The following is a 23,500-nucleotide window of genomic DNA, read 5'->3' as shown; positions in this document are numbered from 1 at the left end:
GTCCTAAGAAAGCTCTACAATACCACTCTTTAAAGCGAATTTTAAAAGACTTGTACTACAATTACATTTTGCTTTGCCGTAAATTTTAGTCCTATAAAAATCAATTGTACTTGAGGAAAGATGCATATTCGCAGCAATTTCTTTATTCGTTTTGCCATCACATATTTTTTTAATTATCTCAGTTTCGCGTTCGTTAAAGTTTACGTTACCGCCATTTTCAGAGCGCTGTTTACCTTTTAGGAGACTTTCAAGTAGAGCTTTGGATGTAGAGTCGTTAAAGAAAAATCCAAATAGGTTTACCTTATAGATTGCCTCAAACAATGTTTCTACTGAACTATCTTTACTTAAATAACTACTTGCTCCGTGCAAAAGATAATCAGCTTGGTGCTGATTGTTGGATTCTTGGCTTAGGATAATTATTTTAGTTTCGGGAAAGCGACGAAGAATAATTCCCATTGTAGTTTTAGCATCCATTAAAGGAATATTAGCGTCAAGTAAAACTATATCAACTTGGTTCTTTTTTAAAATTTCTAGAAGTTCTTTCCCATCTCGAACATCAGAATCAACTTGGAAATCTGATTTTGTTTTTAACAGCGCAACTATTGATTTTCTTACCACTTCCTTAGCTTCAGCTACAATGATTCTAATTTTTGGGTTCATAATAAATGGGTTAAAGTACTACGACAATGTTTGTTAAATTGTAAAAATAGTCATAGAATAATTTTGTCAAGAATAATTATTTTTTACAATTCGGACAAGAAAATTAAGACAAAATTCGATTTATTAGATTAATCCCTGATTTTTATAGACGAATAAAGATTTAGTTTTTAGTAAAAAAACTCATCAACTCATATATAACTTTAGACCTCTATGGCAAGTGTAAGACCGTCTGAGCAATTAAAAATCAAATAATTATTTCCTTAATATTAAATAACACTTCGTTTAATCCATTAAATGTTACTCTTAGGTTGCAAATTAAAGTTATAAGAATCTTCCTCTCAATTTATGTATTACATTGTCAAAAGTTTTCGTGGATAATATTTGGCATATCGTGGACATCAGATATAATCACGCTATTCCTCTTCCTTTGAAAGTATTTGGTTTTCTCATTTTTGTTTGTGATGCTATTGAGACTTTAAGGCTGGTTTTAATTGTACTAATAAGATCCATTAAACGAAACTCATTTTCATATTGCAACAGAGATTCTTTTGCCTGAGGCAAATTTTTTTACTAACAACAAGTGATTTTAAAAACAAATACTATGTGATTACATAGTCAGCAACTATGAGAGCACATAGTTTTGCGTATGAATGCACATGGTTTTAAGTTTGCATCTTGTTTCGTACAGAATTTGATTTGTAATTTCATCAAAGAAAAAGAAAATTATTCAAATGAAGTTCAATTGCATCAAAAGATTATTAATTCTGTTATCGTTAGTAACCTCTTCTCTGGCTAAGGGACAATTCACATGTAGCCTCTGCTCAATGAACACCGCATTAAATGACACACTTGTAATAAAAGTGAATGTTACAGATACTACAACATATACAATTTCAACCGGAGAAACTCTTTGTATTTATAAAACTGGAACATGTAGAGGTTCAATAGTTTTAAATGGAGGTACTATTTGCAACAACGGAAAGTTAATCCCGAAATCTTTTGTGTTTAACAGCGGTGTTATTATTAATAATAAGATGATGAAAGTAAATTCTAATTTCTACTTATCAAGCTCGACTTCATGTATCAACAGTCCGGGCTCCGTTTTTAATATCAATGGCAGTCTTTCTATAACTGGAGGCTCCTTGGTTAATGAAGGGATCATAAATACTAGCGGTAACATCAATAATAATTCTGGAGTACTTGATAATAAGACAATAATTAACTGTTCAAGTTTACTCGGATCAAATAGTATTATTGATCATGGAAGAGGTCAAGTAAATACAAAAAATTAGAACCTATGGTTAGTAAAAGACTTATAGAAGTTGTATTGTTTACGATTGCGATGTTCTGGTTGGATATCGTTTACTCCCAATGCATAGACTGTTCAATAGTCGTAGCTGACAATTCAGTTTCAAGTTATACTGTTACAACTGGTCAAAAGCTGTGCATAGCTGAGAATTTTACCTACACTGGAAATTTAACCCTTAACGGAGGTGCCATTTGTAATAGCGGAACCATAACAAAATTGGAGATTAGATACGGTGTTTTTGAAAATTCTATTTATGGTAAAGTAACAGCATTAAGCAATGGTGATATAGTTTTTAAAGTTTCTGGTGAAACTATAATAAATAATTACACGGGAAGCCAAATGATTTTTAATGATAGCTTAAGTATCTATAACAATTCAAGTGATAGTCTAATTGTTAATATTCATAAAGGCTCATCAACAAGTTGTCAAAACTTCAACATTTTTTCTGGCAGTAGCAGGTTTAATATTGGCTTAGCAGCAACGTCTACGACTAATAGTGATTTTATTACTTCGTTAAACGTTAATGGTAATGTTATTTTTAATTCGAATGCAAGTGTTTTTGTGAGTGAATTGGCAAGTTTCAATATTAATGGAACTTTTACTTTAAAAGATGATGGTTTAAAAACTCTGGACAATTATGGTGTCGTTAATGTGAATGATAGTGTGAATATAAGTGGTGATGCTCAAGGGAGTGGAACAATTACAATTAACAATTATAGCGAGTTATCGTTATTCAATGGTATTAATTGCACAATACTTAATGCCTCAGTAAGATTAAATAATAATGCAATTTCGAGCTCTGCAATAATGTATATCGAGGGTGATGTGAATTTATACGGAATCGACACTGAACTTAATAATAGTAATTTTTTACAGGTTAATGGAGTGATTAACAATGTAAACTCGGTTTTTAATAATGATATGTATGTCGAAGCCAGCATATTAAGAATCACTAGTGGGGTAGTAACAAACAACTCGGAAATGAACCTCTACAGCGACTTTCAAATAGACGAACCAGTTGGTGTATTTAATAATAATAGTATAGTTTTTTTAAATGGTAACCTAGGCAATTATGGTGTAATTAATTTAGGAAAGGCGAGTGTTATAGTTACTGGAGACTTTGAAAATAAATACAGTTCAGTACCCGGTGTAATAAATGGACCGCTAGATATTTTGAATGAAGAATCTCTTCCCGATACAATTAATTACGCTAGAATTTTCGTCAATGGGAATTCCAAAAATGAAGGTCAATTGAATAATTATTTGTTGCTAGCAGACTTAACCCCTCCAGGATCTAATCCCAGAATTGACGATATCGGTGAAAATTCAAGTCTTGGTGATGATGTTTTTTTTGAACATTTATGTGACTTAGTTTTAGGTGTCGGTTATATTACATCTTCTTCAAACGTTGATGAAGTTGGCCCTAGAGGACCCAGATCAAGAACGGATTTTTGTCCGGGCGAGAATCTTACCCTAACTCTTAATTCTTTTGTGCCAATATTATCTGGTCCATATTGGTCGTATGGAATTTCCGCCGGATGGATACCAATTAGCACTGGAATGAGCGTGCCAATTTTCGGTTTAATTAGTGGTGGCAATGTTACAGCATCGGGCACTTATTTTAACGGAATTACAGAATGTTATTTTAGTGTAGTTTTCAGTATAAATGTCAGTACCGCTTCAATTTCTGCGACTTCACCATTGCATTTCGGAGTTGGTAATAATGTGTTATTAACATCAACAGTAACTTCTGGAACTGCACCGTTTCAATTTACGTGGACTCCTAACTATTCTTTTGTTTTTCCAACTACAAATAGTTTTAAAGATCCTATCGTGAGTCCACAAGTCTCTTTAATTTATACCGTTAGTATGCGGGATGTATATGGTTGTGCAGCCTCCAATACAGTCGAGGTTATTGGAGAGCCTTTTGCTAGACTGGATAAGGAATTGAATAATGAATATTATAAACTATTTAGTGATCAGTTATTTTTTAAAAATGAAGCTCAATACGATGCCTCAAATCTTAGCTATTATGTATATGATAAAACTCATACAGTAGTCGCTTCGTCAAACAATAATAATTTAGTTAATCTTCAAGTAATAAGCCCGGGAGATAACAGACTAACATTAAACGCTTCTAGTTTACCTACTGGGTATTATACTTTAGAAGTGACAAATGAAAAAACCGAAAAGTTATACTTAAGATTCAAAAAATAATATGGCAAAAAATGTAATAATTATTCTATCCATAATCTTTGGAGTTTCGGCTTTGGCAATGTCGCTAAAAAACAATTCCATAAAGACTGTATACATTGATATGGCTCGTGTCTATGAAGAGTTTCATTTATCAGTTGAACTCAATGCTGAATTAGCTAAAACAGTTAAAGCTCGTAAGCACATACTAGACTCTCTTTATAAAAATTTAAGTTTTGAAAACCAAAAAGTGAGGGAGTTAAAAGCAACAAGTAAGGAAACCATTGACAATCTTAAGAAATTGGAGCAAGAATACTTATATAAAAAAAATTCGATTGAAAAAGAAAACCAATCTCAGTCTGAAAAATGTAACGAAAAAATTTGGAAACAAATAAATAGATATGTTGAAAGCTATGGAAAAATGATGAATTACAGTTATATTCTTGGCGCGACTGGACAAGGAAATATTATGTATGCGTCTGTCGAGGGCAATGTGACGGATCCGCTAATATTATATATTAATCAACAGTATGAAGGTAACAATGAATAGAATAGGAAAAAATATTTTTTTTATTCTCTGCTATATTATGACGGGGTGCAACCATAATTTAGATAACCTCTCACCTAGAGAATATGTAAGGTTTTTAAGTTCACAAGAGAGTGGATTAAGTCAAACCAAAACGATCGATGACATAAAGTTTAAATGTAAACTTCAAATACCGTCGTTAATTACTTTACTCAGTTCAGCGGCTACATACACGAGCAAAGAGCAATTTGATACTGAAAAGGACTATCACAAAAATCAGTTAACTGTTGTTTTTCTAATTGAGGATGATTCACATTTAAACCATCGGGTTAAAGAAACTATTTTTAAAACTGATTTATACAGCAAACTAATATCCTATTCTAATAATGAGCTTCAAAAAGACTTTGCATTGCAACTTTCAAATGGAGAGATTGTTCCTTGCGGTTTTGTCCATTTAGAAGCGGCAAATTCAGTCGCTCCGATAATAAGAATCAGCGCAACTTTTTATAATAATAAGTCTGACATGGATGATTGCACAATCATCTTTGATGACAACATATTTAATAGCGGCAGGATAAAGTTCCACTACAATTCTAAAATATTTAACAATTTGCCGACTCTTAAAATTTAAGGTATGAAGAAAAACAATGTCATCAGATACGTATCGGTTTACATGATTTTAAATATTCTTTTCGAGATTATTTCGCCAACTCTTGCTTTTGCGCTAACAAACGGTGCAATGCAACCAGAATTTCAAAGTTTCGAATCAGCCAACTCAAGTGAAATGGTGGATTTATTTACAGGCGACTTTAAATATAACATACCATTAATGGATGTTGAAGGTTACCCATTAAACTTATCATATAAGGCTGGAGTAAGCATGGAAAGTGAAGCTAGCTGGGTTGGGCTTGGCTGGTCTCTGAACCCGGGAGTCCTAAACAGAATGATGAAAGGATTGCCTGACGATTTTAACGGTGACGAGGTCCATTCGATAGTAAAATCAAAGCCATTTGTATATCTAGGTTCAGGCCCTACGAAATCAAATTGGTTAGGTAGTGGTTACTCTTTTGGTATATCTGGCATTCCAATATACGGTGTAAGTGACCAATCGGGCGAAAGTAGCTCCAATGTATTAGTTTACAATAACCACAAAGGTTATGGATATGAACGAGGTTACGACTCACACTACTCACTTAACGTGGGAGTTGGGGGTTGGTCATTAAATTTTAGCACCGGGTATAATACCACTTATAATTCACAAGAAGGGGGTAGTTTTGGGGACACATATTCAAGTGGCTATGGGTTCTTTGGAGGTTTCAGTAATGCTTCTTGGGGGAAGGGTACCAATTATAATACGAGAAATGGCGCAACTACAAACTCACGGTATGGGTCAATTGGTAAACCCGATATACGCTCTGTTGTTGGGGCAATGGTGAGTAGCACGAGTGGAGGATACTGCTCAATCCCAGTTGGTGCCGTATCTTATGCTCCAACTATACCGTTTAACATGTTGGGTGGTGGTGCAAGTCACTCTGAAAGGTATGGAACATGGGGGAAAGTGAACGCCCTTGGAATATCGATTAATGGTGGTGACTTTGAGGGTGTTCAGGGATTTTATCGTTCAATGAGCGCCTCTTCAAATAACGTAATTAGATCATACGGCTATTTGTATTCTCAGAATGCAGATAATAATTCATTAATGGATTTTAATCGATTTCGGGAAGGAGCCATTATGGATGAAACTCCAAATGGTTCATCAGCATCCTCAACATATGATTTGTTTTTCGCTTCAGCACAAGGAATGAGTTCAGCATTCCGACCATTTAGAAGTGATATTAGTGCAGTGCATGACCCAGACCATAAATTAGTTTCAAATAGTATCCATAGCGGTTATGAATTTGGTGGGGATTTCATTGCCCACGAGTTATCGGAATTATCAACTATAGCTGCTAGAGGTTTGAGTAATCAGTGGCCGTCGCCGTTTTTAGCAAAACTTTCTCATGCCTCACACCAAGATATCGTGACGCCTTCGGCCAGTTTTTCTATTGATGCTCAAAAAGCATTAATAGAAAATACCTATTTTAAAGAATTGGGTGATTTATGCGAAAGAGATGACGATTATGAAACGGACCTTCACTTTGACTATACAATTTATCCTGAACTGGTTAACGTTGGACCAGGCTATTCTGTTTTAAGCCCTATCGAAAATGTCGGAAGAAAAAAAAGAGATGTAAGATCAAAACATATTAAGAGTCTTACAGCAGATCAAGCTAGTCAATTTGGTGTTGAACGGAAAATAAATCTATACGACAAAAACACTTTTTCAATCAATTCATCCAATAAACTTGTTTCCGTATCCAGCAATTCTACGTTGATAAATATTGATCGTCGTTTTAAAAATTCATTCTTAGGCGGCGTTACAGGTACAATTGCTCCAGTAAATCACCATATTTCCGAAGTATCACTAACGAATAAACATGGTGATCATTATGTATATGGAATCCCTTCTTACAATTTATATAAGAAAATAACTGCATTTAATGCTTCTGACAGAGAAGAAGATCAATACGTGTTTAATTCAACCCTTTTTAATTTTCCAAGTATTACTTATAGTCATAGCCCTCTTAACATCTCCGAGCCTTGCCAATTTGTAGAGTATACAGCTAAAGACATAAATGATAACAAACGAGGTAATGATAATTTCTTAAAGATTGATGAAACACCAGCTTATTCTTCGTCATTTCTTTTAACAAGTGTTTTATCCTCAGATTATGTGGATGTTACGGGTAATGGTCCAAGTTATGATGATTTGGGAAGTTTTACAAAATTTAATTATAGCAAAGAGAATAACTATCGCTGGAGGGAACCATATTGTTTAGATTCGACAATTTCAGGATCTACATTAGCGGGTGGCATCTCAACCGCTACTAACCATGCCAACTTTGATAAGGGGTTGATTAGTGACGATCTTGATGACAATGCACAATATGAGTATGGAATTAGGGAAAGCTATTATGTGCACTCAATTGAAACAAAAAATTATGTTGCGGTTTTCAGAACAAGTGCACGCTCAGATGGCATGGGAGTTCAAAATGAAAGTGGTGCAAAAGGTACAATAGGAGAAATGCTAAAATTAGATCGGCTGGATCTTTACTCTAAAAACGAAATTCTTGAAAAAGGAATTACTAATGCAATTCCATTAAAATCGGTACACTTCGAATATAACTATTCCCTGTGTCATAATACCTTTAATACGATTTCTTCTAATAATATAGATCACGGCAAGCTTACATTAACAAAAGTATATTTTACCTATGGCACTTCAAATAAATCAGCTTTGTCTCCTTATGAGTTCTTTTATGCCGATAATTCACACACAAGCGCTATTTTAGGAGCTGGCTCAGGGGGTCAAAATTTTAATTATGATCCACGTTCAATAGATCGTTGGGGTTCTTATTTACCAAATAATGGCTCTGTTGTTGGAAGTACGGTTGGTCTTAATAATATTGAATTCCCCTATTCTGAGCAAAATAAAGAATTAGCTGATAGCTATGCCGCCGCATGGAATCTTACACAAATTAAAACACCAAGCGGCGCCTCGATAAAAATAACTTACGAAGCTGATGATTATGGGTATGTCCAAGATCGTCCTGTATCGCAAATGTGCCAGATATACAACTGTGTGCCTGGCGTGAGCAATTTTTCTATTGATGTTACTGCAACATACGGTAACCCATCAACTTGCAATATAAAAGATAATCCTTCGGTAATTGTTGATTTAAGTAGCATGAGCAATGGCATTTCTACCTTGCTTTCACAAAATGATGCCAATGATTATGCCGCAAAAGTTCTTTGCTTTAATGAAAATTTAAATAAACCTTTCGATTTATATTTTAAAACTTTTTTAAAAGTTGCTGATCCATCGTGTGGTGCAGGGCTGGCGAAAGAGTATTACGAGTTTATTAATGGTTATACAAATATAACAAATGTAAAATTATTTGACGGAGGCATTGCTAATAATACATACACAGTTATGAATAGCGCAGGAACAGGTACGACTTCATGTTATCGCTTCGCCTGCGTGCAATTACAACCCACCAAAGTGGTGACAAAAGACTGGAAATCTAAGCGTTCAAGGACATACAGTCCAATTAATTTTGTTACAAGTCCAATTTGCATGGCAGGTTGGGATTTTTTGCGAAATTATGCACCGCGTATAGCATATCCGGGCTCGGAGCCTGCTAATATGGGCGGGAGTTTAGAAGACCCTGTTGTGCAAAAGTTAAATTCAGAAGCTGGTTTAGGTGTTGCCAAAATAGATCTTGAGGATGCTAAACTCGGTAATGCGAACAAACGCTTCTATGATCAGAATTTTTGCGTAACCCTATTTCCCAATAAATCTTTTGTTAGATTATATAGTGCGCATAATACCAAATTAGGTGGCGGTCATAGGGTTAAAAAAATTATTACCGAAGATGACTGGGCAGGAATGACGAATGGAATTAACTCAACACCATATAGCGAAAATAGTACTTCTTATGGTCAAACTTTTGAATATACATTTCAGGATCCTATTTCCGGAGTAATTTTAACAAGCGGAGTGGCGTCCTATGAACCGCTGGTTGGAGGCGATGAAAATAGTATGAGACAACCTATTGGTTTTGAAGTTGAAAAAAAATATGCGCCAAACGATCATTTTTTTCAAGAGGAACCTCTTGGTGAAATGCTTTACCCAATGCCCGTTGTAGGTTATTCCAAAGTTACCCTGAGAACTATTTCTGATCCGAGCGTGTTAAATGTAGCAGCGAGTGGCAAAACAGAATTCGAATTTTTTACGGCAAAGGATTTTCCCATTGTGGATAAAGAGAAAGGCAGGCAAAGAAAAATACAGGAATCAATTCCACCAGACGCAACTCTTTCAAGCTTTATAAACCGGCTCGATAATCCTGCCTATGTGGCTAGAAAAATATTTCACCTTACTCAGGGATTTCTTTTGAAATTTAATGATATGCATGGAAAATTAAAATCTATTGCGGTATTCGGAGAAGATAATTCATTGCAACCAATTGAGAAAACGAAATATTCTTATAAGACAAAAACCGATGAACCAGAGAGTCTCGCAAATTCCGTACCTACCATTAACGAACAAAATATTATTAGCGATAAAGTTATAAATCGCGACATAGATGTTACCGCTGATACTAGACAAAATGTGACCGAAACAACTACACTAGGCAATAGCACGGTTCACGAAATAGGAGTAGGTTTTATACCGCCATTTTGGATCGGCCCCGACGTTCCAACTTACAATGAATCTCTTCTTCATGGTTTGACTATATTTGGATTTAACGGAGCTTCTTTAACTAAAGTAGTACAGGAATATGGGATCCTTGAGAAAATTGAACAGACTTACAATGGGAGTAAAACAACAACCGAAAATTTACTTTGGGATGCAAATACAGGAGATGTATTGCTCACAAAAGTTCTGAATGAGTTTGATGAACCTGTCTATAATTTTAATTATCCGGCTTATTGGGCGTATAAGGAAATGAGCCCTGAATTTAAACGAGACGGGATAGGACTCTTCTGCGCACATCTTACATCGTCCTTATCTGTTATTAAACCACTAGATGTTAGTACAGGTTCTTTTTCATATACTTCTGTAAACGACCCAGTCATATTTGAACCGGGTGATGAGGTTCTTCTTACTGACGTTACAAATCCTTCGTCGCCCTTGGTAATTGGAGACCGATTTTGGTTAGTTAGAGATCCTTCAACTTCAACTTATAATCTCGTAGACCGTGTTGGAAAACTTATGACAACGACCAATTATACAGCTCTTAACGTAGCATCTGATTATGTGATACGACTTATCAAACCAATAAATAAAAATAATCTTGTTGCCAGTATTGGATATGTGACATCTTTAACTGATCCTCAATTTACTAACTCGGTCAGCGTTAATGAAATTAATTTTTCACAAAGTAATCAGAAAATATTAGATGCCGCTGCGATCGAATACTGTTCTGGTGGCGGACTTTATAAGGATCCATTATTAACTCAACAACAAGGTGCTAATGTGCCTATGGGTTCTTATAGTATGACATCTATAAATCCTGTTATTAGTGAAGGCTACGGTAATATGAAGCCTATCACGTTTTATAAATTTAAGACCATCCGAACATATAGCGCTCAACCGAATATAAAATCAGATGGATTATATCCCTCCTCGGGTACCGGTTCTTTTACCCCTTTTTGGTTTCAAGAATCAGGCAATCCTTATTTGGTTTCAATTCGTTCCGATTTTTGTAGCATCGGAATATCAGGTAAAGATCGTGGAAACTGGATTGCATTTGAAAAGGAAGCTTATTATTCCCCATACGGCGATCAACTCCAGGTGAAAAATGCCATTGATGTCAATTCGGCTACCCGTACAGGATTTAACCACACTCTGCCTATATTAGAAGCAACAAATGCTCGAGTTACTGATGTAGGTTTTGAGAGCTTTGAAGAATATAGGTGGGTTTACCCCTTTCTAACAGCTGGCACAAGCACTGGCACAAGCCGTGTTTTTAATAATGATCATTTGGGCTTTTATAATCAAATCAGTCCAACTGGTAGCTTACAACCAAACTACACCTCAAATGCAGCTCACACTGGTAAATACAGTTTGTTTTATCAAACCAATCAAAGTGTTGATCTGAAGTATAATGTTAATCAATTTTACAGCCGGCAGAAAGTGACCTACGGTGTTGATGATGTAGATTGTGGGTGTCGCCTAGACGGAGAGGGTGTAAATGCAGTAAAACTTGACCTCGACCAGAATAAAACCTACATAGCCTCCATGTGGGTGAAGGGAACTACACAGTCTACCGATTACGCGAGTTTGGTAAATTTCTCTGTTACGCAGACTTATGGGGTGTCATCAGTTGCGAACGGTACTACAACTCTGGTTAAGTCTAACATAATTAATGGTTGGCAAAAGCTAGATTATGAAATAAAGCTTTCCTCACTTCCGGGAACGAGCCCATACGTCATTGACATATTCATAAACTCTGGATCAACTGGCAGTTTTTATCTTGATGATTTTAGAATTCAGCCGTTTAATTCAACAATGACTTGTAGAGTTTACGATCCGTTCCAACTAAAATTGTGTGCCGAACTGGACGATAGAAACTTTGCAACCATATATGAATATGACCAGGAAGGTATGCTTGTGCGAAAAAAGAAAGAGACCTTAAATGCACTTCAAACTGTACAAGAAATACGAACTGGAAAAAATAAACGCTAGAAGATAATGAAACAGATTCTAAAATTAGTATTGATTCTGCCAATGCTTTTAAACGGGCAGACTTATAAAGATGATATACGCGTAATAATGGAGGCCATGAGTTCATCCAAAAATTACGCCTATCGTGTTCATTATAAGTTGTACCTCGACGATAATTTAGATAAGGCCTTTCAGGAGAGTTATACCGACGTGAAAAAAAACGAAGAAGGGATTTTTTATAAAAAAAATAACGGAATTGAGTTTATGAGCAATTCAAAGTGTGAATTATTGCTAGATGAAAATGCGCATTCAATCACAGCAAAATACAAACAAAAATCGAGAAAAAATAAAGAAGAAAAGTTTTTAGAGGATGCTTTAAAAAATTTGGACAGTTTATTGTCCAACTATGATAAAATTAAAATAATTAAAAAAGAAAATAACAAAGTTACTTATTTACTACAACCAAAAGGAAAACAAGCTATACGCAACATTAAGGTAATTATTGATCGCGACAAACGAAGAGTAATGAAGATGCAATATTCATACAATGCGGAGATGAATATTCCTGAATTAAAAAACAGTAAACACTCAACCATATTCGAAATTTCTTATGAAGATTTGAAAATCGATAACCCGATAAACAAGCGAGTTTTTGATGAAAAAAAATACATTCTCCTTGTGAATGGAAAAACAAAATTAACAACTAGGTATAAAGACTATACATTATATGTTTTAAACTGATAGCATGAAAAACTCAACGCTTGTTTTTGCGATTTTAATACTCTTCTCAACAAAGATTTTTTGCCAGAGTGAAAGTCGAAATAATAGGGCTTATTCGGATCATCTGACTATACCAGGTTGTTATATACAAACATATGATGATAAATTCACATCAAGTGCCGGCTGGGATAATGGGTTTACCCACACTGCCAACACAGCTATTATCGAGTTTGGTCTAGATGAAGACAAACATTTACAACACCACACTGCAATTAAGCTTTGCGCTAAATTCGATGTGCAGCTCACTGATGCCTCGTTTTCTTTCACAACACTCACCAATCAGCAGTTAGATATTAACTACGATCCGGCTGAACTAAGTCGTTACAAGGACAAAGTTCAGATTATATTTCCCAACATTTATAAGGCTAAAGTGTACAATATAACTATCAGTTATTGTGCTACTACTGTGAACTGCACATCCTGCAATACAGTGTACAACCTTAGTGACGCATACTTACAGGCCGAAATAGTTACCGAAAGAATTTATACTTTTACGCCCACATATTCTTTTACCACCGGTGATTTCACAGATTCACTTACCACAAACGATCAACTTAAAATTACCTGGCCATTTATTTCTGGAGCCACCAGCTATGAGTTAGAATATGCATTTATAGACGATTATAGCACTACACTGGGAACCTATGTGTCATCAACTACACTTACTTATGATTTCGAACATGATGCCTCACGCATCTCCATCAATAAAAACCATTATTATATTCCCTTAACTTACGAACACGGCTATATCGTTTACAGGGTGCGCCCCATAGGATTAAACTCTTCCTCGAAAAGAATAGATGGTACATGGTATCCAACGTTAGCTGCCGGATCTTTAAGTCTATCAGCATGTATTAGAGCTATTAACCCTGAATTCCCCTCGCAAATTCTTAACTGGCAAAGTGTTAAAACATTTGCCGAATCAGGTAAAACTGGAACAGGTGTTGAATTTGCAGACGCTATCGGGTTACCCCGGCAAAGTCTTGAACGTTTAAACTCAGACGCAAAGACAATAGCTCAAAGCAGTCTTTTTGATTTTTATGGACGACCAACAATTCAAGTACTACCCTCGCCTGTGAGTGAACAGCACTTCAAGTACCGCTTTGGACTTAATATTTCAGATAACATTTTTTCAAGCGCACCTCCAACTATTGTATTCGATAAACAAATTTTCCACAGAAATAACACAAGTACTTTTTGTCTTCCTGTTTCTTTTTCAATGAGCCCAACATTTAGTGTGGGAGGGGCGAGTAATTATTATTCTCCGAATAACAACAACAAGGAAGCCTTTCAAGGCTATTTACCTGATGCGGAAGGTTATCCTTTTACTCAAGTGTTATATACTAATGATGGCTTAAATAGAATAGCTAGTAAAACTATGCCAGGTTCTTTGCATAAAATTTCTGGCGATGAAGTAACAAAATTCGTTTATTCAGAACCTGAGCAGGTGCAATTAGATAGGATTTTTGGAAGTGAGGTAGGTCGTTCAAATTTCTACCAGCGTACTTCAATCAAAGATCCGAATGGACAGTTTAGTATTCGAATTGAGGACATGTATGGTCGACTTGTAGCAAGTTTTCTAAAAGGGATAAATCCAAAGAATGTAGATCCGTTAGCAAATATGACTGCAACGGCGACCCTAATTGAATCCTATGATACAGCGCCTAACAATGTTTCCTATCCAGACACCTGGTGTAAGGAAATAAATAAGACTTTTGAAGTATATGCAGAAAATAGTGACGAAGGTTTTAAATATGAAACTACATGGGGAGCGGCTTTTACAGAAGATTGTAATGGTAGTACTTCCCCCTGTTTTGATTGCGTTTACGATGTAACATTAAGTATTACTAACCCTTGTGGGGCAGAGGTTTTTAATTATGACGGTTCGAATTCAGGTTACATAGGTTTTATTGGTCGACCACCACCATATTCTGGCACTGTCAACTGCAGTCAGCCAACTGCAACGCATGTAACGGGAGTAGGCCTTACTAATACTGTAAGTATTATTTTTCATGAGGTTGGTAAATATAAAATTTATAAAAAAATATGTGTAAGCAATGCCCCAGTTGAAGATTACACGGATACTTATCTTGACTTTCTAAATAGCACTACCTGCGGAGTTGATAAGTGTGAAATCTATAATACTATTCTTAGCACTATCGATTTTACGGGTTGTTTTCCTCAAACCTGTGCAAGTTGCTTTAGCTCAGTAAATTCATATACTGCGATATCTGCTTCCAATTCTAGCACAACTTTTCCCTACCAGGGACCGCAAGGCGGAGGCCTAAATTATCCCAATGAGATTTCTCCTAATGGTTCAACCCAAACGGTTTTTACTTCTACCATGACTCCTCAGGAAATAAGTAATGCATATGAGGAATGTACTGTTTATTGTGCACAAAACGATCGCTGTTCAACTTACGGAAAATTAATGGAAGCAGATTTTTATCCTGAAACGGGTCAGTTTGCTGCAACAAATCCTACAGTATCAACTTGGCCGGTTTCTATTTTTAATCCAACAAATACACTGCCGGGAAATCCAACTTGGTCTACTACTCTTTCTTATTCAAGCGCTGCGGGAACTGCTGATTATGTTCAGATTAATGGGGTCAACCTTAGCCCTTATCAATTAAGTCAAGCGGACTATATTAAATACTTTCGCAAAAGTTGGGCAAAAACCTTGGTTCAATTCCATCCTGAAATGTGTAAAAAATACTTTTACTGTAATGTTATTGGTAGTTCACTCGATTACGATGATATAATAAATAACATGAATCATTCAGATGAAGCCTGTAATAATGGTGGTTATTGGTTTCCTGTTAGGTACAGTTCTTATAGCAATTACAAACCTTCTGGTTCCTGTACAACTTTAACTACGGGAATCGACCCAATAACCATGAACAGTTATACCAGTAATACAGCTTTTGCAAACGAAATCAATGTCTTTACAAATGCTATAACTCAAAATTTCAGAAACACAGGTTTCGATATCTATAGATATACAGCTGCACAATCCAATACTGCCATCGGTTCATCCTCACCACCAACATATACACTTGGTCAAGATCCTTGCACTGCAGATGGAGAATGGATATCTTTTAAGACATATTACATCAATGCAAAACGTGTTTTATATCAAAAACTGTTAAACGTTTTTCTTCAATCTCCTTCAAGTTATGGTGCGGGCGCTTTAAGCTGTACTACTATGCCTACTGGCGCTGCGAGTTATTTCCCCGATCCAATAGAGTTTCTCAATTCTAAATATCCAACCACTGGAACAGTGACACCTGGTTCATTGTATACTTTAGCAATAAGCCCACCTTCTGGAACTAATACCTCAGCCATGACAAGTTATACCAATGCCATGAGCCAATATACAAACATGGTAGTTCCTTCGCCTACTATGGCTGCAAATCAATGTAGTAACGCCTGCAATTCTTATACCGCTAGTTGGGACATAAACTTAAAGGCGACCTGCACTGCATATGCTAGTTCGACTTTGCAAACAAGTATTATAAACGCCATGGTAGAAGTTTGCAAATTAGGCTGCGACTATGCCAGTAATCTTATGGGAGCTAGTTCGACTGCCCCTGGCACAGTTTATACCCTTCCTGGCACAAGTCAAACGGTGAGTACTTTTCAACAAATACTTGACTATTACTTACCAGCCGGAGGTTGTAGCACCATTGTTTTAAACGGTCCGGCTCCTTATCCAGCCCAAAACGGTACTATAACTTTAAACCAGTTAAGTAGTTGTAGATGTGATATTATATTAGATGTAGCTGAAGAATTTGCCAGCACAACCCATACTAATATTTCTTATGAATGGCAGTTGTTTGAACAAAAATATGGTTTCGATTTACCAGAGTATAATCGTCTCAAGTGCGCCTGCCAAAGCGCATTAACTAATTCATGGACGGCAGGTTATTCATGGTCCCCTACTGAAACAAGCGCCCTAAGCAATTACACTATGGCCATTGACAAACGATTAATTTGTAAAAACTGCATTAGTTGCACAGATGTGGCAAACGCTATTAACAATATGACACTTCCCATTACGAGCCCTTCTTATACCAATTTAGTTGACCAGATAAACCTTATACCAGGTAACAAAATCTACGTAAGCAACTCATTAAACAGCATGTTTGGCTTGCACACACTCCAGGAGTATTTAGGTCTTTACGAAGATTGTGCCACATTCGCTTCAACTACTACGCCTTATTCATATGTAAATACTGTAACAAAGCAGGGTATGGACCTCTATTATTATTTGCAGAGTATTGCATGGAATAAGAACTTTTTAAATAACCATACTATGACGCTATGTAAAGATGATAAATACTTTCTTTCCTCTCTTTACAACGGGTCTCTTCCTATTATTGCTGGTAATTCATTTTCATCTACTGCAAATAGTAACAGCCTTACAATTGTTATTTCCTTGAGTGCAACACCTATTGCAAGTATTCAACTAATAAAACCTTCTTCATATTCAGGTAGCTGGGATGATTTTATAGACTTATATAATTTTGTTGCATATAGTCCTCCCCCGCAAATATCAGGTCCAAATTATAGTTTTAAATTAGACGCTGAAGATAATTTAAATGCCGTAATTAGTCTTACAGGATCTGTTACATATACTGCCTGGCCAATCAGTTACTTGAGTTACGGCAGTTATACCGTTCCAGCTATTTGTCCCCCAGCGCCGTTACCCCAAAAAAACGCCTGCGTTATAAATTTGTTAAACACAGCACTAACACAAGCTGAGGCAAAATACCAGGAAACAATTGCTGCTGTTACAGTTACCTTCCAGAACGCTTGGAAAAATCATTGTTTTAATACACTGAATGAAACCTTTACAAGAAGTTTTAATGGTGCAGATGAATATAACTATACGTTGTACTACTACGATCTTGCCGGTAACCTGCAGCGGACAGTTCCACCTAACGGTGCAGATCCAGGCATACTCACAAGTGTTACCGTAGCAATTTCTCCAACAATTACTGTACTTCCTGCTTATAGTAGTTCTTCAGCCGTTGCCTATAATTTCGTGAACGATTACCACTATGATAGTTATAATAACCTTGTTGATGAAAGTAGCGTTGATGGAGGTAAAACGACTTATTATTATGATAATGTGGGAAGGATTCTGGGTTCCCAAAATGCAAAGCAGATGGCAGCAAGCACAAGTACAGATGTAATTTGCTCTTACACTATCTACGATTACATAGGTCGTATTACAGAAACTGGGCAGGCTCATTTTGCTACCGCAGGTTATTTATCAGACATAAGCGCAGCGCTTAGTCCCTCTACTCCTCGTGAGGAGGTTACAAAGATATACTACGACCGAGCAACTAATACAACTTCCGTACTAACTGCATTTACGAACTCTGTGCAGCAGAATCTTCGCAATAGAGTTGCTTTTGTAACTTATCAAGATGTGTATAGCACGAATGTTAACAATTACAACCATGCTACTTATTATTCTTATGATGATCATGGCAATGTTGTTGAATTAGTGCAACACAACAAGCAACTGGATATATTCAATCAGGGATTCAGAACCATAAAATATGACTTTGAATTAATAAGTGGCAATATGGTTAAGGCAAGTTACCAAAGCAAAAAGCCAGATCAATTCATTCATAAATACTACTATGACGATGATAACCGCTTAAAAGAGGTGTTTACCAGTAAAGATGAAATTAACTGGGATCGTGATGCGAAATACTTTTATTACGAGCATGGTCCTTTGGCTCGTGTCGAAAGGGCAGATAAAAAGGTTCAGGGAACAGATTATTTTTATACAATTCATGGCTGGATCAAAGGTATCAATAGCGACGCTTTAAGCCAAACAAGTGATGCTGGAAAAGATGGAACTACCGGAAATAAATACTTAAGTTCTTATAATGATGTGCATGAATGGATAGCCAAAGATGCCATGGCTTTTAGCCTTAACTATTATAATACTTCAACCATCACCGATTATAAGGCCATTAAAACATTTACCACTACTGATGTAAACCCGCTAATGTCTATTACAGGATTTAGTAACAACGCCCATCCTTTCTATTTAGACAATAATTCTGCGAATTTAGTAGGAGATGGAGCCGATCTTTTTAATGGAAATATTAGCAGCATGACCACTAGCTTTATTGATAAAGATCCTACCAATTCTATTTCTAACAACACTACCTTTCCTTTATTAACTGCATATCGTTACGACCAATTGCAACGTATTACAAAAATGAAGACTTTCAGAAACTGGAACTCATCGTCGCTCAGTTGGAATGCCGGCACTACTAGCAACTATGACAACGCTTATAAAATGAATTTATCTTACGATAATAATGGAAATATCTTAAATTTGATCCGCAAAGGGCCTGGAAATGGAATCTCTAGTGGTTCGAGTTTAAATATGGATTCTCTTGTTTACACATACTATAACACTGGAATAACGGGAATTGATTATAATTCAAATAAACTTCGTTGTGTAAATGATGTTGTATCAGACAATAATTACGGAGACGATATTGATGATTTCGCTTGCGAGTTGGCTGAAGAAATAACTGTAGGTAATTCTATACACTTTGGCGATAGACGTTATTATTATGACAGAATCGGAAATATGACTGCTGATAACGGCGAAAGTATTATGGAAGTTAAATGGACTGTTGACCGAAAAATAAAGAGTATTGAACGCGATCCTGCTCTTTTATCGAATTCAAATACTACAAGGCCCGACATAGAATACGAATACAATAGCCAAAGGCAACGGGTAAGTAAATTAGTAAAACCTCGCGATCCAACCTCAAAATTATTACGGCCAGTGCAAGAATGGGTTTATACTTATTATGTTTATGACGCCAGTGGTAACGTAATGGCAACATACAATAGAGCAGCAGCAAATGTATCTGGTAATTCGTTTGTCGATAAATTATCACTAAACGAACACCATATTTACGGTGCTAAAAGATTGGCAACTGCCAGAAACAGTAATACTTTAATAGCTTGGACTTATGGGTTCGATAACCCTTGTGGTGAAGAAATTTCGAACTGTCGCGGCGCGGCTACCAGCGGCCCAAGTCCTGGGCCAACCATTGCAGTGAGCGGGTATAATACTGAACGTAATTTGGGTTACAAAGATTTTGAACTCTCCAATCATTTGGGTAATGTTGTTACCACTGTGAGTGACAGAAAAATACAAAGCAATTTTACTGCCGGAGCTTGCCTAAAAACATTTGATTTTAGCGGCGGTGTTCCATCAAATAATGAAATTGGAGATAATCACATAAGCCTTTCAGTATCTGGTGGCTCTTTGGTTTGCACAATGCAAAACTCATACTTTATTTCTGGAATAAATCCAATATTTGGGAATAATTTAACATCAGGTGAAGTATACCAGTTCGAGTTTGATTTTCATCCAGGAAACCTTACATCAAGTGATGGTTTATATGTTGTTCCGTTCGAATATAATGGTGGTTCACCATTACTAGGAAGCTATTTTTGGACTGCTTATTCAGCTGTACCCGCTGCAGGCCATTACTCTTTTACTTATACGCCCACCTATACTGGCCCAACCTATACAACCCACCTTGCTTTTAATACTAATGCGGGTACACATTATTTTAAGGTAGATAACATTAAACTCTGCCCAATAAACGGGGCTGTAACAAGCTATAGTCCAGATATTTTAAGTAATACGGACTATTACCCCTTTGGGCAAACAATGCCTGGACGAACCTGGACTGGAGGAGACGGGTATAGATACGGCTTTAACGGCATGGAAAAGGACAAAGAAACGTCCTCAGGAGCAAGTAATTTTGGACTAAGAACTTATGATAGTAGAGTAGGAAGGTTTTTTAGTAGAGATCCTTTAAGTATATTAGCGCCGATCAGATCACCATACTCATTTGCAGGAAATAGTCCAATCGCTTTTATTGATAAAGATGGAGGCTTTATGATTTCTCCTGCTCAGGCTAGAGCTTACCCTAAACTGAACCAAATGCTATTAAAGATTAGTGAAATGGTTAATGATCCTGGTGCAGCATCTAATCCTATCTTAGGTGCATTAGCTACGGCATCAGGATTAGATATAAAGACTCCTGAAGGTATGCAGACTCTTAAGGAAGTATTGTCATATGGTTCGGGTCCTCTTGTTTCCGTTAATCATTTAACACAAAGCTCTGGTAGACAAAGTGGCAACATTATTCAAATTAGCCATATATCTGTTAACAACGTAGAAAATGGCTATTATTCCAATAGAATATTGGGTAGACGTGTTGTAGTAGGTCGTGATTATTCTAACACCCTTGAAGCAGCTTCTATTTTATCATTGTTCAGTACGTTATTACATGAAGCTGGTCATGTAATCAATGATAATCGTGGTGGAAATTGGGTCGCTAAAGATGAAGAGGACAATATGGATAAAAACTTTGATGCAAAAATTTGGCTTCATAACGTTGGGGGCGCTAAAAGTTTTTTAAGATATGGTATTGTTCAGCCCAATAATTCTGCAACAGCGATGTTTAGAAATCCAATTGGCAATTTAACTCCCAACAATATACAAAATTACTTTTTTCCAAAAGGATGGGGTAGCGGAGCTACCAAGGTTATATCAGTAGATAATTTAGCTCCTAAAACCATTAATCAATTACCAAACACTTCTTCTACTCCAGATATTAATCCAACAGTATCCGAAGTTCCTACAGGTAATGTGCCTTCTAATAAAATAGACATACCAATTCAAGATTAAAAAGATGGAATTACAATTAAGTTTGATTACATTAGTAACGAAAAACAAATTTATTGTGCAGAAAAAGGATATGAAACTAAAATTAGTTATTGTTTTAATTGGCATTCACAGTGTTTGTTTTTCTCAGCGGTTAACACCAAATGGCGAAAAAATTTTCTATTCTTTAGCGGAAACAGAAGCTGTAAATCCAGACAGTGTATTTGTTTTGTGCTTAGGTAATAATAATTTGAAAGAATTTCCTATAAAAATACTAAAGTTTAAAAACCTAAATAAATTGACGCTTTGCAATTTTAACACAGGAGAAATGCTTCAGAATACACCATGGTTGTTAACAGAGAAAGAAGTGGAAGAAACAAGAAAAATCTTTAAAAAACATCCTGGATGTGACCTTGTGACGGATGGACTTTTTCCAATACCGAGAAAGAACAGAATAAAATCAATCCCTGAGGATATTGGGCAGTTAAAAAATTTACGTTTATTAATATTGAATCGCACTTTATCTCATAAAGAAATAGAAAAATTAAAATCATTATTACCTGACTGCGCTATTTCCGTGGTACGGTAAGATTATATTCGTTTTGTGACGGGAGTGGTTAAATATTTTAAGTATCTTTCTGTATTAGCGTCAATCTGGCTGATGGCTTTGTTATATACTTATGAGCTAAGAAATATTGTCTTTTAGCTGTTTTCGACCAATAACAATATCAATCATGGTTTAATTTAAAGCTTCACGAAGAATCCCTGCAATCACATCACAGGTAAACGAATTACCCAGCGCCCTAAACCTGTTCGATAAAGCAATACCAGCTGTATAATTTTTTGGCAAAGTTTGTAAAGCCTCAGCTTCATGTATGGTGATATTTCTAAACACACCGTTTTTAAAAGCTTTGTTTTTCTCGGCATCTAGCAAACTCAGCTTCTTCATATTTTTAAAACGCTCCGCTTTGATCTCTTTATCCAGCTCGGCGAAAAAGCGATCCTTAAAAACAATTTGACCAGTGCATTTAAACAGGTAACGATTTAAACCAACCTCAGTTTGTGGGAGCTGATTGGTAAGTATAGCATGGCTTCTTTCTCGGTCCACAAATCCACCCGAAACAATGTCCTGAAATTTTATGTTTTTGTCTTCAGGTAAACAGACCCCTGGGATATTCGTCCAGTATAAACGTTTACGACATTGTGCCGACACCAAAGAGGAGTTTATCATTATCGGTTCAACCCCCATCAAAGCTGAAATTTTCTCTCTCTCCTCATTGCGCATCGAAGCGACATTTTCAAGTAAAAAATAACGAGGCTTTGTTTCGTTAAGCAATCGTACATACTCATAAAATAGCTTCGAGTGTTGCCCCTGCAAACCTTCCTGTTTACCCATGCTGGATAAGTTGGTACAAGGCGAACCACCAATTAATAAATCAATTGGTGCTAAAGCGGAGCTTTTGAGAAGTGTTACATCACCGACCTGTATAATGTCGGGGTGATTTGCCATAGCTACTTTAATGGCATTTAAATCAATTTCAGAAGCGTAATATTTATCGACTTTAATTCCTGCTCGTTTCAGAGCCAAATAAGCCACACCAATCCCATCAAATAAAGAGAGAACATTCATAAATGTTTCTCTTTAAATAGGTCCAGAAAAAATTCCTTCCCTGGGAAAACGATATTTACTTACTCTGGGAAAACTGTTTTTAGTTCGGCTCCTTATAAGGTGGTTGCAATAGCATTAACACAAATCTGAAAAGCTCTGAACTGCCAAATTCCTTTAAAAACGTTGGTTGAAAACACTATACACCAAACCTCAACAATCATTCAGGGATCAGAACCGAATTTATTTGCCAAACAAGAACAAAGGTTAAAGGTCAACTGGTAAGGGTTTCAGACAGATGGCATAAACGGATATAAAAATCTCCCAGGGAAAAAAACCGTTGGTTGAGAATTTCAAACAAAAAATTGGGGCAAAAATTGTGAGCGCACCCAGACCCTTAAATCTCACAAATGGTTTTTGCCGCTTAT

10 protein-coding genes are annotated in these 23,500 nt (G+C 36.2%); 8 read left to right on the top strand and 2 right to left on the bottom strand.

The window, feature by feature from the left end; genetic code table 11:
• Nucleotides 1–3: 3 nt before the first annotated feature.
• Entirely contained in the window at nt 4–660 is a 657-nt protein-coding gene (locus P2086_RS16200) for a response regulator (RefSeq protein ID WP_317897800.1), read from the bottom strand.
• Between the two features lie 824 nt (nt 661–1,484).
• Here P2086_RS16200 and P2086_RS16195 point away from each other — a divergent pair.
• From P2086_RS16195 to P2086_RS16160, 8 genes are read left to right on the top strand one after another with little or no spacing between them, the layout of a single operon-like run.
• A complete protein-coding gene (locus P2086_RS16195) occupies nt 1,485–1,952 on the top strand; it encodes a hypothetical protein (RefSeq protein WP_317897799.1) in 468 nt (155 codons plus the stop codon).
• Nucleotides 1,953–1,957: 5 nt separating this feature from the next.
• On the top strand, nt 1,958–4,186 hold the full coding sequence (locus P2086_RS16190; RefSeq protein WP_317897798.1) for an autotransporter outer membrane beta-barrel domain-containing protein: 2,229 nt from the start codon (nt 1,958–1,960) through the stop codon (nt 4,184–4,186).
• Nucleotide 4,187: 1 nt separating this feature from the next.
• On the top strand, nt 4,188–4,712 hold the full coding sequence (locus tag P2086_RS16185) for an OmpH/Skp family outer membrane protein (RefSeq protein ID WP_317897797.1): 525 nt from the start codon (nt 4,188–4,190) through the stop codon (nt 4,710–4,712).
• Nucleotides 4,693–5,319 (top strand): hypothetical protein, encoded by a 627-nt coding sequence (locus P2086_RS16180; protein ID WP_317897796.1) that lies wholly within the window; start codon nt 4,693–4,695, stop codon nt 5,317–5,319. Before P2086_RS16185 ends, P2086_RS16180 begins: the two co-directional genes overlap by 20 nt.
• Nucleotides 5,320–5,322: 3 nt before the next feature.
• Nucleotides 5,323–11,979: a hypothetical protein gene (locus P2086_RS16175; protein WP_317897795.1), complete on the top strand. Its 6,657-nt coding sequence runs from the start codon at nt 5,323–5,325 to the stop codon at nt 11,977–11,979.
• Between the two features lie 6 nt (nt 11,980–11,985).
• Nucleotides 11,986–12,699: a LolA3 family protein gene (locus tag P2086_RS16170; protein WP_317897794.1), complete on the top strand. Its 714-nt coding sequence runs from the start codon at nt 11,986–11,988 to the stop codon at nt 12,697–12,699.
• A 4-nt stretch (nt 12,700–12,703) separates the two neighbouring features.
• Nucleotides 12,704–21,490, top strand: coding sequence for an RHS repeat-associated core domain-containing protein (locus tag P2086_RS16165; RefSeq protein ID WP_317897793.1), 8,787 nt, complete (start codon nt 12,704–12,706; stop codon nt 21,488–21,490).
• 4 nt (nt 21,491–21,494) lie between these two features.
• Nucleotides 21,495–22,055, top strand: a complete 561-nt coding sequence (locus P2086_RS16160; protein WP_317897792.1) for a hypothetical protein — start codon at nt 21,495–21,497, stop codon at nt 22,053–22,055.
• Nucleotides 22,056–22,205: 150 nt separating this feature from the next.
• On the opposite strand, the gene P2086_RS16155 is transcribed toward P2086_RS16160, so the two are convergent.
• The gene (locus P2086_RS16155; RefSeq protein ID WP_317897791.1) at nt 22,206–23,096 is read right to left on the bottom strand and encodes a DNA cytosine methyltransferase; all 891 of its coding nucleotides are present in this window, start codon (nt 23,094–23,096) and stop codon (nt 22,206–22,208) included.
• Between the last annotated feature and the right edge of the window lie 404 nt (nt 23,097–23,500).

Origin of the sequence: Aurantibacillus circumpalustris (genome assembly GCF_029625215.1) — a bacterium.
Taxonomy (GTDB): Bacteria; Bacteroidota; Bacteroidia; order B-17B0; family Aurantibacillaceae; genus Aurantibacillus; species Aurantibacillus circumpalustris.
Note: the sequence above shows the minus strand (reverse complement) of the source record. Positions and strands in the feature narration are given on the sequence as shown.

Bases quoted from the DNA above. Each gene is read 5' to 3' on its own strand.
- P2086_RS16195 (WP_317897799.1), top strand. From the start codon at position 1,485: ATGAACACCGCATTAAATGACACACTTGTAATAAAAGTGAATGTTACA.
- P2086_RS16190 (WP_317897798.1), top strand. From the start codon at position 1,958: ATGGTTAGTAAAAGACTTATAGAAGTTGTATTGTTTACGATTGCGATG.
- P2086_RS16155 (WP_317897791.1), bottom strand. From the start codon at position 23,096: ATGAATGTTCTCTCTTTATTTGATGGGATTGGTGTGGCTTATTTGGCT.
- P2086_RS16175 (WP_317897795.1), top strand. From the start codon at position 5,323: ATGAAGAAAAACAATGTCATCAGATACGTATCGGTTTACATGATTTTA.
- P2086_RS16170 (WP_317897794.1), top strand. From the start codon at position 11,986: ATGAAACAGATTCTAAAATTAGTATTGATTCTGCCAATGCTTTTAAAC.
- P2086_RS16160 (WP_317897792.1), top strand. From the start codon at position 21,495: ATGGAATTACAATTAAGTTTGATTACATTAGTAACGAAAAACAAATTT.
- P2086_RS16165 (WP_317897793.1), top strand. From the start codon at position 12,704: ATGAAAAACTCAACGCTTGTTTTTGCGATTTTAATACTCTTCTCAACA.
- P2086_RS16185 (WP_317897797.1), top strand. From the start codon at position 4,188: ATGGCAAAAAATGTAATAATTATTCTATCCATAATCTTTGGAGTTTCG.
- P2086_RS16180 (WP_317897796.1), top strand. From the start codon at position 4,693: ATGAAGGTAACAATGAATAGAATAGGAAAAAATATTTTTTTTATTCTC.
- P2086_RS16200 (WP_317897800.1), bottom strand. From the start codon at position 660: ATGAACCCAAAAATTAGAATCATTGTAGCTGAAGCTAAGGAAGTGGTA.